We start from the raw sequence: 12,802 nt of genomic DNA, 5'->3' as shown, positions 1-12,802 counted from the left end.
CCGACATTCGGGCTACCACTTCTCGAGGGGAGAGCTCTTGCTGTCCGCTACGACCGCGCCGTTCAGGATGATCTCCACCCAGTAGCCACCGAGGCTGCCCATGCAATCGGGGATGCCGATGCCCCCTCCGGCGTTCAGGCCTGTTCCGCTCACATTCGTCTGCTGACCGACCAACTTGTCATCGCCCACCTTGCCGTTGCTGTAGCACTTGACCGTGTACGAGTTGGCCGTCGAGAAGTCCTCGCCCTTGACGACGAAGCTCTTGACGTCGTCGGGTTGCCCCGCGACAGCATCGCCGCCCGTGACACTGATCTTGTAGAGCGGCGTGTAGTGGAGCGCCCCGTCGACGTACTCCGCCGACGACGCGGCCCCGGCTGCGTTCTTGGCCGTGACGATCACGCGAACGGGCGTGGACCCGTACTTCGGCACGGTGATGCCGGTGATGTCCAGACTCAGCTGCGTCGGCGGGACGCTGACGCTGTAGGGAGCCGCCGCACCGACCTGGACGCTCACGTCGTAGCCGGTGACCCCGCCCCCGTCACTGCTCGGCGCGGACCACTCGGCCTTCAGCTTGCCGGTCGTCTCACCGGGTGCGGTCTGACCGACAGGGACGCTCACCGACTGGGGCGCCGTCGGCAGGTTGATCGGCTTGTCGGGGCCGGAGGGCGCTGAGGGGTCGCCGATTCCGAGCGCGTTCGTCGCGCGCACCGTGGCCGAGTACTGGACGCCGACCTTGAGCCCGTCCTCACCGGTGAACGTGACGCTGTACACCGACCCATCGACGTTGCGCACGACGGGGCTGTTTCCCCCGGTGAGCGTCACCTCGTATCCGGTGATCTCGGAGCCGTTGGAGATGGCGCTCGACCAGCCCACGACGAGCGTGCCGAGCGAGCTGCCCTTCTCGAGCGTCACCGACGTGGGGATGCCTGGCACGTCCTGCACCTCGACGGTTGCCAGGCCGGTCGTCTCGCGGAGGGGGTCGCCGGTCTGGTCGCCGATGCGGTAGCTGACCGTGATGGTGCCGATGAAGTTCGCGGCCGGGACGATCCGCAGCTGCCCGTCCACGATTGACACGGCAGCCTTCTCGGCACCGCCAGACACGTCGCTCGCGGCGAGGAGCTCGAGGGGCGACTCGGGGAACGGGTTGAAGTCGTTGGCGGTGACGTTCATGGTGACGGGCTCGTTGCGTCGGGCGAGCTGCTCGTCCGGCACGGCGCGCGGCAGCGGCTTCGAGGTCGAGACGACCGTGACGGTGACGGTGCCCGTCTGCACGAACTCGCGGAACGTGTACGTGACCGTGTACTTCGCGACCGTGCCGACCTTCGCGGTGACGCCGGCCCCGACCTTGACGGTGCTGCCGTCGAGGGACGCCGTGAGGTCTCCCGCTCCGCCCGTGAGCTTCGAGAACTGCACCTGGGGCACGACGTCCTTGTTGGGGTGCCCGGTGGCGGTGCTCAGGTCGAAGCTCTGCTCCGTGCCCTGCTCGATGGTGAGCTGCGGAGCGACGAATGTGGGGGCCACGTCGAAGAAGTCGGGGTCGCCGACGGCGATCGGCACCCGGATGGTCGCGATGCCGGCGTTCGGGTCGTTGTCGCCGTCCGCATCCGACACCTGGAAGGTGATGGATGCGGGCCCGCGGAACCCTGGCTTCGGCGTGAACCTGAGCTCGGTGTCGCTCTGCACGATGGGGCTGCCGTCTGCCTGCTCGGCCCACGCCTCCTCCGGGTTGATGATCACGACGCGGTTGCCGGAGGGCGCCCGGACGAGGTCGTTGACGTTCCACGAGATCGACTCGCCGACCTTGACCTTCTGCGCGGGAAGGTCGGGGATGAGGAACGGCGACTGCCGCTTCGACTCCTCGGTGATGAGGGCGGGGACCATGAGGAATCCGGCCGCCGTGAGCCCTGTGTCCTCCGCTGTCAGCCGGTAGACGATGATCTGCCTGACGTCGCTGAGCGTCACCGTCACGCGTCCGTCCTCTTCGACCTGCGCCGCCCCGGCCCCGGCACCCACGAGGTCGACGGCGAGCTCGCTCACCCGCCCGCCTGGGTTCGTCGCGCCGTCGCGCACGTTGACGCTCAGCGTCTCCGCGCCGGCGAAGTCGTCGAGGCGGACGACGTGGTCGGTCGCGGTCGGCGGGAGGGTCGGGGCATCCGCGCTGATCGTGATGTGGATGAACGCGGCGTCCTGACCTCCCTGGCCGTTGGTGATCGTGTAGGGCACGGAGACGAACTCGCCGTCGCTCGGGACCGTGACGATGACGGAGTCGCCGTCGACCTCGGCGTCGAGGCTCGCGTCGACCCCGACGAGCTCGGGCACGAGCTCGAGCGGGTAGCCGTTCGGGTCGGAGTCGTTCTGCAGCGCGGGGACCGCGATGCGCGAGCCGGGCTTGGCGCGCACATTGTCATCGACGGCGACGGGAGGCGCGGTCGCGGCGGCGCGGGCGACGACGCCCACCTTGATGGTGCCTTCCGCGCGCTGACCGTAGCCGTCGACGACCTCGTAGCGCAGCACGTCCGTTCCGGAGGCGCCCGCGAAGGCCTCGTAGACGAAGGAGGTCTGCGTGATCTCCCGCACCGAGCCGAGCTTGGGGACGTCGACGAGCTGCGTGAGCTCGACGGAGTCTCCGTCTGGGTCGATGCCGTTCAGGGGCACCTCGATGCGCACGCTGGCGCCCTCGAAGACCCTGGCGGTGTCGGTGCCCGGCTCCGGCGGCCGGTTGTTCGACTCGTCGGGAGCCGTCACCTGGAAGGTGAGGTTCGCGCCGGCCTGCTCGCCGTGCTCGTCGACGACGGTGTACCCGAGCGAGTAGGTGCCCGGCTCGCTCGGCGCCTGAAGGCGGACGTCGTCGCCGGAGACGAAGGTGTAGCCGTCGCCGACCTGCACGTTGGTGAGCTCCGGCGCGAGCGACATCTGCGCCTCGTCCGGGTGCGAGTCGTTCTCGAGCACGGAGACGCTCGTGTAGTCGCCGGCGCGCACCCGCCTGGTGTCGTCGACGGCGACGGGAGGCTCGTGCGTCACGGCCGGCTCGACCGGGACGACGACGATGTAGCCGACGGACGTCGCCGTGCCGTCGGTGATCGTGTACGGCAGCTCGATGGCCTGCTGGATGGCCGCCTGCGAGGAGAGACGGACGATCGTGTTGTCGATGAGCTCGACGGCGAGCCCCGCGATGCGCGCCTCATCCGTCGTCTCGACGCTCTGCACGGAGAGCACGCCAGTGCCCGTGGACACGTCGTTGCCCAGCACGTCGACGGCGTTCGACTGGCCGGGACGCAGGTAGGCGAGGTCGCGGACCGCGGTCACCTGCGCAGGCTCCGCCGCGGGGTCCTCGACGTCGAAGCGGATGATCCCGACCGAGGTGGCGGCGCCAGCCGTGACGGTGTACTGCACGTAGGCGGTCGTCGCGGTCTCGGAGGTGAAGGTCACCGTGCCCAGGTCGGGGTTGAACCCGGCCCCTCCGGTCGCCGTGCCGAGCTCCGCGATCTCGACCAGACCAAGAGCCTGTCCGTTGGGTGAGAGGTCGTTGACGAGCGGCTGCGCGGTGACGGTCTCGCCGACCACGCCGCTCGCGTAGTCGGGCGTCCCGATCGGGCCGAGCGTGCCTGGCGCCTCGACCCGGATGCGCAGCTCGCCGGCGGCCTGCGAGGAGCCGTCGGAGACGAGATAGGGCACGACCCGCTCCCCCAGCTCCGCGCTGGCCGCCGTGAACGTGATGCGTCCGTCTGGCGTGAAGCCGATGGCGTCGCCGACGGGTGCCGTGGCCCCCTGCAGGAAGATGGGGTCGCCGTCCGGGTCGATCCAGTCGGGGATGACGTTGTAGGAGATCTTCTGGCCGGCCTCGACGGCAACCGTGCTGGTCCTGTTCGTCGTGGGGGCCTGGTTCTCGGCGTCAGCGGGCTGGATCCGGATCGTGAGCCGCGCCTCAGCGACGCCGCCCTGCCTGCCGTCGGTCGCCGTGTAGGTGAGCGTCTGCTCGCCGGAGGCTCCGTCGGCGGCTCGGAACTGGAGGGCTCGCCCGTCGTCGATGAGGCGCAGCTCGCCGAAGGACTCGGGCACGTCGCCCGCGAGTCCGGTGATCGTGAGGATGTCGCCGTCGACATCCGAGTCGTTGTCGAGCACCGTCAGGTACCCCGTGGATCCGGCGCGCACGCCGAAGACGTCGTCCACCAGGTCGGGAGGCGTGTTCACCTCGCCCCGCTCGGCGAGTGTCGCCTCGAACGACTCCTCTGTCGCCTCGTTCTCCCCCTCGACGCCGTCGGCATCCTCGGGCGGCACGAGCTCGTTCCAGTTCTCGACGAGCCGCATGTTCTCCTGCGGCAGCCACACCTGGCCCGTCGCGATGTCGTTGAGCGCGACGACGTTCCGGTTGACCCGGAAGAGGATCTCGCCGAGCGGTGGCGTCGACATCGACTGGACCCGCGGCTCGCCCTCACCGCACGCGACCATCGTGGTTCCGGCCTGCGCCCAGGCCGCGTGCGTGCATCCGCCGACCACCGCGGGACGCGCGGTGCCCTGCGGCGTGGCCAGGGAGCCGTCGATACCGGCCGGCACGCTGACCGGGTCGCCGCCGCCGAGGGGCACCCGGAGGGTTCCGTCGACGGTCGCGAACACGACCTCGGGGGCCGCCGCGCCAGGCAGCTGCACGCGGAGGGCCTCCGCGGGGACCGGCCTGGCCTCGCCATCGACCAGCAGCGAGCCGGCCTCACGGTCGAAGACCACCGGCTGCTCCCCGACAGCGGTCAGCTCGTACGCGCCGGGGGAACCAGCGAGGGGTTCCCAGCTCTGCTCAGCCCCGAGGCCCTCCATGCGCAGGATCTGCTGCTTCTCGGGCGAGACTGCCAGCACGGTGCCGAGCGGCGTGACGACGACCTGCGCGTCCGGGCCGAGCTCCGCGACCGGCTCCGCGGTCGCCGCGTCGAAGGCGAGCGGCTGCGCGGCGTCGATGAGCCACAGCCTGCCGGTGGCAGGGTCGAGGAGCGCGATCACGCCGCCCCCATACGAGCTGCGACTGCCGGCCGGCGTCAGGATGCTCTCCCGCAGGTCGGTGAGCGCCGGGTCGACCCGTCCGAGGGAGCCGCTCGTCTGGTCGTGCAGGAATACGGTGTCGCCGTCCTGCAGGATGCCCACGTCCGCGGTGACGAGGCTCACGCTCGCGTCGAGCTCCTGGATCTGCGCGTTCAGGCGCCCCGCCCGCAGTTCCTGGCTGTTCGAGACCCAGACGTCGCTGCTCTCCACCTCGATCTCGGCGGCCGCGAACCCTTCGTGGAGGAGCGCGAACAGCAGGGGTGTTCCCACGAGGAGGGCGAGGACGAGCGTCATCGCGAGCTGGCGGCGTCCCCTCGGCCTCGGCGCTGTTCGGCGCATGCTTCCCCACCCCCAGCAGAGCTCCTCAGCGCCTCACGCAAGGCGCACGGACATCATTGTGCACGAGGAGCGGACGCGGGCGCGACCGAGAGGGCTCCCCTTCGTCCTCCTGAAGGAGGCGAGGCTCCCCCGGACGACTGTGGCGGCTGCCAGGCGGTGTCAGCGGCGGTCGAGGATGTCGAGGTCCTCCGGAGTCACGAGACGCGTCGAGATGGCGTACTCGACGAGGCGGGCGCGGCGGTTGGACGCGAGCTTGCTACGCCCGCCCCGCAGTCCAGAGACGCCGAACTTGTCGAGCTTGTCGCACACGTTGTCGAGCTTCCGGTTGAAGGTCGGGAGCGTCCAGCCGAGGCGAGCGGCCGCATCCGCCGAGCTCGGGATGACGCCGCGCCCCGGAACGGAGTTGCGCAGGACGTCCTCCGCCAGCGCGAGGATCAGCTCGCGCTGCGTCTCGGTGAGGTGGATGACGGCCTGCGTCGTGTTGCCGGATGGGGACATGTTGACGTGGGACGTGTTGTAGAAGTCCGACGCAGAGTGGATGGCGAAGTCGTACGTCGTGGAGCCGGCCGTGAACATGACCTGCATGTGCTGGAAGACGACCGGCAGCTTCGCGCCGGGCGACAGCCAGGACTGCACCTGGCCCGAGTCGTCGGTGACCGTGGCCGAGAGCACGGAGCCCACGTTGGAGAGCCACCACATGCCGAACTCGGCCTGGAGCACGAGGAACTGTCGGTGCAGGTACGGGTTCTCGTCGATGACGAGGTCGGCGTCGCGGCCGATCGTGAACGGCGCCGCCGGGTCCAGTTCGTACCATTCCCCCACGAACTCGACGCGCAGCGGTCCGAGTGGCGGCACCTCGCTGACGACTCGCTCGTCGCTGTCGGAGATCTCGACGGCCTCTTCCGGGATCTCGCTCGCGTCGACCGCAGAGGTGTACTTGCTTTCACTCATGGGTCCATCATGGCGGATCGGCGCGCTCATTGCGGGTAGCAGACATCGAGCGGTTCCGGACTGACCTTCCCGCCGCGCCGCACTTCCACCTCGATGCAGGCCTGGGCGCCCTCCGGTACTCCCGGGATCACGACCCATGTCTCACTTGTCGTCGCACCGTCCTTGCCGTTCTCTCCGACGGTCCAGTAGTAGACGTCGCCGGGCTGCGGGTCGGGGTTCGACCACGAGAAGGTGACGGCTCCGTCTGGGCTGCGGACGGCGACGGGGGCCACGAGCACGGGAGGGAAGCCACCAGCGTCGATCGACACTGGGGTGGCGGTGGCGCGGCCGATCTCCTCGTCCCCGGGAGTGAGCATCCACGCGGCGGCGGCGGCAACGCCGATGACGACGACGAGGCCGCCCGCGATGAGACCGACGAGGGCGTTGCGCGACGGCCTGCGTCTGGATGCCGCCGCGTTGGCCTCGCTGACGCCCGCCAGCTCGGCGGCCATCGTCGCCTCGCCCCTCGCATCAGCGAGCTGCTGGCTTCCGGATGCGCCCGCGAACGAGGGCGCGATCGGCGTTGGACCAGCCGAAGCCTGGCCAGGTGTCGTGATGCGGCGGGCTGTCGTCGGGCCGGAGTCATCGCTCGACTGCGCGCCCGCGTGGTCGGCCCCACGGGGCTTCCTGCCGGTTCGTGGGCCGCTGGCGGTCTCGTACCGGGCCGCGAACCCACCCGGCGACTGCTGCGCGGCGACCCGGACGACCGCGCGTGCGGACGTCAGCTCGGCCTTGCTCGCGCGGCCCCCTTCGTGGACCTGCGCGTTGACCAGCGAGACGGGCCGCAGGCTCGTCGCATCCGCATCCGCATCCGCATCCCCGGTCGCGTTGGGAGCGGAGATCGTCATGTTGGGCACGTCGATGGCGGTCGGCGCGTAGTTCAGCTCGAGCTCGACCCGCTGCAGCGCGTACGCGAACTCGACCGCGCTCTGGTAGCGGTGGGCGGGGTTGCGGGCCATCGCCTTGTGGAGCACGCTCACGAGCGACCGGGGGACGTCACCGCGGTCGATGGGTGAGATGGATCCGCGCTCGATGCGGGAGATGAGGTCGAGCGTCGAGTTCTTCTGCCCGGGGCGTTCGAACGGGGTGTGCCCTGCGACCAGCGAGTAGACGGTCGCGCCGAGCGAGAAGACCTCGCTGCGCACGTCGGGCTTCGGCTCGTCCTCGAACATCTCCGGCGGGGACCATGGCACCGACAGTCCGCCGCCCCCTGCCGGGGCGGACTCGACGAGATCGCCGGCGTCTGCGAGCTCATCGTCGACGGCGGAGGAGATGCCGAAGTCGGTGAGCGCCGGCCAGCCGAAGTCGTTCGTGAGGATGTTCGCCGGCTTCACGTCGCGGTGCAGGATGCCGACCGCGTGTGCGGTCGCGACGGCGCTCGAGATGCGCACGCCCGTGCGCAGCACTTCCTCGACGGGGATCCGCTCTCGCTTGTAGCGTTCGGAGAGGCTGAGGCCCGACGCGAACTCCATCACGAAGTAGGGGCGGCCGTCGCCCGCGACGTCGGCCTGGAAGATCGTGACGATGTAGGGGTGCGACGACATCTGCGCCATGAGGTTGGCCTCGCCGATGAAGGCCTGCCTGCTCGTCTCGCCGAGGTCGTCGCCGCCCAGCAGCACCTTGACGGCGACGAGCCTTCGTGGGAACTGCTGCTCGTAGAGGAAGACGTCGGAGAAGCCGCCGGAACCTAAGTGCTTTCGGTAGAGGTAGCCGGGAATCTCGGGCGGCTCCGCTGGCGTCCGTCGCTGCCCGGCCACCGTCAGTGGCTCGCCGTCATGGACAGATTGCGCACGGTCAGGAAGATGCCGCTGCCGAGGTCGATGACCGTGTTCGGCATGACCGCCGTCGGCTCACCGGCTCGCAGCCGCTGCGGGCCGCGACCCGGCATGACGACGTCCGTGCCGTTGCGCGAGTGCAGGTCGGTGACGACGATGACGCCACCCTCGACGCTCATCAGCACGTGGTTGCGGGAGATGTCGGTCGCGCCCGTGAGCTTGACGTGGTGGGGCTCGACGCCCCCGGTCTGCTCCGCCCCCATGCTCGGGGCCCTGCCGAGCACCAGCGGCCCCGCGAGCGCGACCGTGCCGCCAGTGGACAGCTCGACGACGTAGGCGGGTGTGCTCGACGGGGTGGGATGCGCGGCTGCAGGCGCGGGCGCGGGCGGCGGGGCGGAGGGTGCTGGCGCGGCGAGCGGGGCGGGCCCCACCTGCGGCGCGAGCGTCGGGCCCTCGCTTTCCGGGTGCGTCTCGAACGACAGCGCCTGCGCGAGCACCGTCTCACCGAGTTCGCCGAGCCCGACCTGGCTGGCGCGGTCGCGCCTGAGGTCCTGGATCGATCCCCCGGCGACCGTGAGGCCGTCGTGCTCCCCGCTCTCGGGGCGGTCGGGGCGGTCGAGGCGGTCGAGGCGGTCGGGGCGGTCGAGTTGTTCCGGGCGGTCGAGGCGGCCCGCCGAGGCGACGTGCTGGGGAGGGACCGACCCGAGCTGGGCTGCCGCCGGGTCGGCGTGGTCCTGGGGTTCCTCGCGCGCGGCTCGGCGCGCGGATGCGGCCTGGCGGATGCGGCTCGCCTCGTCGCTCAGGATCGTGCGGCCGTCATGCTCGCCGATCAGGTCGGCCTGCGCTTCCGCGTCGAGGATCGGCACGGGGAACGTCTGCGCGTCGCGATTCGAGAGGTCCGCGTCCTCGCTCGTCTCGGGCTCCGATGCGCCTTCGGCTGCTGCATCACCGTCGGCGGCCGCGTCACCTTCGGCTGCAGGCTCGGATTCGGATTCGGATTCGGAGGCGGGCTTGTCGAGCGCGGCCGATTCGTCGCGGGAACGTCCTTCGTCATCTGAGGGAAGCTCGAGGTCGACGGGCAGCTCGAGAATCGTCGCCTCTGGGAACGCCTCGCCGGATTCCGCCTTCGCTGTGGGCGAGCGTGGGGCCCCTTCGAGCTGCGCCTCGAGCGACTGCGAATGTTCCTGCACGGCCTCCCCCGGGCCGACGGCGCCGTCGAGGTCGGGGTCGGCGGTCGTCTCCACGGCCTGGAGGCTCGGGGCCGATGTCTCGGCGACGTCGTCGTCGTGGTCCGCGAACAGCAGCTGGATCGGCACCTCGTCGAGTCCGTGCCCGTCGTCCTCGACGGTGACCTCGACGCCGCGCGCGGCCGGCAGCACGGCCTCGACCCAGGTGAGCGCCTCCCGCGCGCTGATGACGGCCGGCCGCATCCCGACTCGTGGTGCGTTGGGCAGCTCGACAACACGCAGCGGTCCCCGCGCGAGGACCCGGAGGCCGTTGCCGTCGCGGATCAGGTACACGAACGGGGCGACCTCGCTGAGCGGGCCGCCGCCGAGCATGGCCCCGAGCACACGGTCGTACGAGAGGGCGCCGTCGGTGAACGCCAGGCGGGCCGCGTCGACGGCTCCCGGGGCCGCAGCGTCTTCTGCCGCGTCGAGGGCCGGATCCGCGCGCTGCGAGGATGCGAGCGGACGCGGGAGCAGCAGCGCGTGGCGGCGCTGACGAAAGATGACGGGAGCGTGTGCCGTGACCTCGTGGGGTGCCTCGGTCATCGTTACCTCGGCGTCGTGTCTTCGAAGCTGTCGTCGGCCGGCGGGGCCGCGATCGGCCCGGTCGTCACGGTGGGCGCAGCGGACACCTGGTCGGCGTTCGCGTATTCGGAGTCGATGACGACGACGCTGACGTTGTCGCGTCCGCCGACCTCGACCGCCGTCTGCACGAGCGTCTCGGCGAGCGTCAGCTCGGGCTCCGGGTCGGAGTGGTACTCGAGCATGACCTGCGAGATCTGCTCGTCGCTGAGCTCCTTCGTGAGCCCATCCGAGCAGACGAGGAACACCTGGTGGCCGTGCACCGGCATGAGCCAGATGTCGGCCTCCACGTCGCTCTCGGAGCCGACGGCGCGGGTGATGACGTTGCGGTCGGGGTGGATGAGCGCGTCGGCGGCCGAGATGAGCCCCATGGCGACCATCTCCTGCACGGCCGAGTGGTCGACGGTGACCTGCACGAGCGCGCGTCCGTTCCAGCCGTACACGCGGGAGTCGCCGACGTTGAAGATCATCCAGTGCAGCAGCTCTGCGCCGAGGTCGGCAAGGTCGACGAGGGCGATGCCGGAGAGCGTCGTGCCCGCGACGGCACCTGGGCCGTCTGCCTCGGTCACGAGGTCCTGGACCGCACGGTTCGCGCGGTCGATGGTGCGCAGCACGCGGTCCGGCGTCGCGGGCTCCTCGACCTGGAACTCCTCATCGAAGGTCGCGACCACGGTCTGGCTCGCGCGGTCGCCGTACGCGTGACCGCCCATGCCGTCGGCGACGAAGAAGACGGGCATGCGCGCGAGCACGGAGTCCTCGTTGACCTGGCGCACGCTTCCGACGTCGCTGGCGGCACTCACGCGCAGCGCGACGGCTTCCTCCGCGCGCGCGTACGACGAAGCCAGTTCAGTATTCACAAATAGCACCTCTGGAACTCTGCCCGGGTGGCCTGCCCAGAAGGCACACCTTGTACGCGTAGATCGCGCGTGCATCCATTGTGGCATTGCGGCGGCCCTGCTGCGAGACCCGCCGCGACGCCATCCCGGCCTCACGCCTCTCCGACGACGCTGCCTGCCGAGTCGAGGCTGAGCCGTCTGGTCACCTCGAGCCTCCCGAGGAACCGCTCGTCGTGGCTCACGACGATGAGCGCTCCCCGATAGTCACCGAGCGCACTGACGAGCTGCGCGGTCGATTCCCGGTCGAGGTTGTTGGTCGGCTCGTCCAGCAGCAGGAGCTGGGAGGCGGGGGTCGCGAGGAGGAGCCGAACCAGCGAGACACGGAAGCGCTCGCCGCCGGAGAGCGAGGCCACGGGCCGTTCGACGACGGCTCCCCGCAGCAGGAACCGGGCGAGCTGTGCCCTGAGCTCCTGCACGGAGGTCTCCGGCGCCGCCCGCTGCACGTTGTCGAGCACGCTCGCCCCGTCGTCCAGACCGTCGAGGCGCTGGCGCAGGTATCCGACACGGGTGGTGGATGCTGTGACCCACGCTCCCCCGCGCGTGCCGATGCGCGCAGCCCCCTCGGCGCCGCCCGCGTCGGCCGAGGTGGCGATCGCGTCGAGGATCGTCGTCTTGCCCGAGCCGTTCGGACCGGTGAGGGCGATGCGCTCCGGCCCCATCACCACGATCGGCCGCAGCTCGCCTGCCGCATCCGGCACCTCGAGGGTCGCGAGCCGACGCGACGACGCGACGTCGGGGTCCGGCAGCTGAATGCGGATGCTCGCGTCGTCCCTCACGCGCTCCTCCGCCCGGTCCACGGCGGCTCGAGCGTCGGCGAGGCGCGCGTCGTGTTCCCCTCGGAGCTTCCCCGCGGACACCTGCGCGCGCGCCTTCTGCCCGTTCATGAGGATCTTCGGTGCCCGCTTGTTGGCCTGCGCCTTCTTCCCTGCTCGGAGACTGCTGGCGATCTTCGCCTCGGCTTCTCGACGGTCGCGCTGCTCGGATCTGAGCGTGCCCTCGGCCGAGCGGAGGGCCTGAGCGGCCGCGGCTCGCTCGCGTTCGAGCTGCTCGAGGTACGTGCTGTACCCGCCGCCGGTCAGGCTGATCTCCCCTCGCCGGAGCTCGGCGATCTGGTCGACGTGCTCGAGCAGCTCCTCGTCGTGGCTGGCGATGACGAGCGTGCCACGCCACGTTGCGACGAGCCCGGTGAGCTTGGCGCGCGCCTCCCGATCGAGGTTGTTGCTGGGCTCGTCGAGCAGCACGATCGGCGCACCACCCAGACGCAGGCCGGCCACGGCCACGAGCATGGCCTCGCCGCCGGAGAGGCTGCCGACGGTGCGGGTCAGCATCGCCTCGTCGAGGCCGAGGCTTCGCAGCTCGGCCTCGGCGCGCACCTCGATGTCCCAGTCATCCCCGAGCACGTCGTACACGGCCGTGTCGATGGAGCCGCCCTCGATGGCGCGCAGGGCCGCGATCTTCTCGTCGACGCCCAAGAGGGCGGTGACGGGGAGACCCGTGGCGAGGGTCAGCTGCTGCGGCAGGTAGGCGACGTCCGAGTCCGCCCGGATCGTGCCGCCCGTCGGGGCGAGCCGGCCCGCGAGCAGGCGAAGCAGCGTCGACTTGCCGCTGCCGTTGCGGCCGACGAGACCGGTCCGGCCCGGTGGGAAGGCGCCTGTGAGCGAGTCGAGTGCCCGCGTCCCATCCGGCCAGCTCAGGCTGAGGCGCTCGAAGGCGAGTGGCGTGACGGTGTGAGGTGTCGACGTAGACACGATGCTCCCTGGTGGTTCAGTGCGCGCACTGACACCGGAAGCCTCAGAAGGTGGGTTCGACGGTCGTCAGCGCACAGTGTGCGTTGCGGGGGCGTCGAGAATCCTCACCGGCCTGCCAATCTATTGGGAACAGGAACCATCCCAACGTATCCCCGAGCAGGGCACGCGTCAACCGAGCCCGGTGCGGACACATCCGCCGCGCATGCAGAAAGCCCGGC

The 12,802-nt window shown here is 70.6% G+C and carries 6 protein-coding genes; all 6 read right to left on the bottom strand.

Going from position 1 to position 12,802, the window contains the following annotated elements:
* Positions 1-12: 12 nt before the first annotated feature.
* The 6 genes from ABVF28_RS07930 to ABVF28_RS07905 all read right to left on the bottom strand — a co-directional run bounded on the left by ABVF28_RS07930 (position 13) and on the right by ABVF28_RS07905 (position 12,584).
* On the bottom strand, positions 13-5,367 hold the full coding sequence (locus tag ABVF28_RS07930) for an Ig-like domain-containing protein (protein WP_371030104.1): 5,355 nt from the start codon (positions 5,365-5,367) through the stop codon (positions 13-15).
* Between the two features lie 159 nt (positions 5,368-5,526).
* Positions 5,527-6,318, bottom strand: a complete 792-nt coding sequence (locus tag ABVF28_RS07925) for a hypothetical protein (protein ID WP_249312502.1) — start codon at positions 6,316-6,318, stop codon at positions 5,527-5,529.
* A gap of 26 nt (positions 6,319-6,344) precedes the next feature.
* On the bottom strand, positions 6,345-8,114 hold the full coding sequence (locus ABVF28_RS07920; protein WP_371030103.1) for a serine/threonine-protein kinase: 1,770 nt from the start codon (positions 8,112-8,114) through the stop codon (positions 6,345-6,347).
* A 2-nt stretch (positions 8,115-8,116) separates the two neighbouring features.
* Positions 8,117-9,904, bottom strand: a complete 1,788-nt coding sequence (locus tag ABVF28_RS07915) for an FHA domain-containing protein (protein ID WP_371030102.1) — start codon at positions 9,902-9,904, stop codon at positions 8,117-8,119.
* Positions 9,905-9,906: 2 nt separating this feature from the next.
* The gene (locus ABVF28_RS07910) at positions 9,907-10,797 is read right to left on the bottom strand and encodes a PP2C family serine/threonine-protein phosphatase (protein ID WP_371030101.1); all 891 of its coding nucleotides are present in this window, start codon (positions 10,795-10,797) and stop codon (positions 9,907-9,909) included.
* A gap of 131 nt (positions 10,798-10,928) precedes the next feature.
* Positions 10,929-12,584 (bottom strand): ABC-F family ATP-binding cassette domain-containing protein, encoded by a 1,656-nt coding sequence (locus tag ABVF28_RS07905; RefSeq protein WP_371030100.1) that lies wholly within the window; start codon positions 12,582-12,584, stop codon positions 10,929-10,931.
* Positions 12,585-12,802 lie beyond the last annotated feature (218 nt).

The organism is Pseudoclavibacter sp. JSM 162008 (assembly GCF_041366455.1).
GTDB lineage: Bacteria > Actinomycetota > Actinomycetes > Actinomycetales > Microbacteriaceae > Pseudoclavibacter.
Note: the sequence above shows the minus strand (reverse complement) of the source record. Positions and strands in the feature narration are given on the sequence as shown.

Excerpts from the sequence above, each read along its gene's own strand:
- ABVF28_RS07930 (WP_371030104.1), bottom strand. The coding sequence starts at position 5,367 with ATGCGCCGAACAGCGCCGAGGCCGAGGGGACGCCGCCAGCTCGCGATG.
- ABVF28_RS07925 (WP_249312502.1), bottom strand. The coding sequence starts at position 6,318 with ATGAGTGAAAGCAAGTACACCTCTGCGGTCGACGCGAGCGAGATCCCG.
- ABVF28_RS07915 (WP_371030102.1), bottom strand. The coding sequence starts at position 9,904 with ATGACCGAGGCACCCCACGAGGTCACGGCACACGCTCCCGTCATCTTT.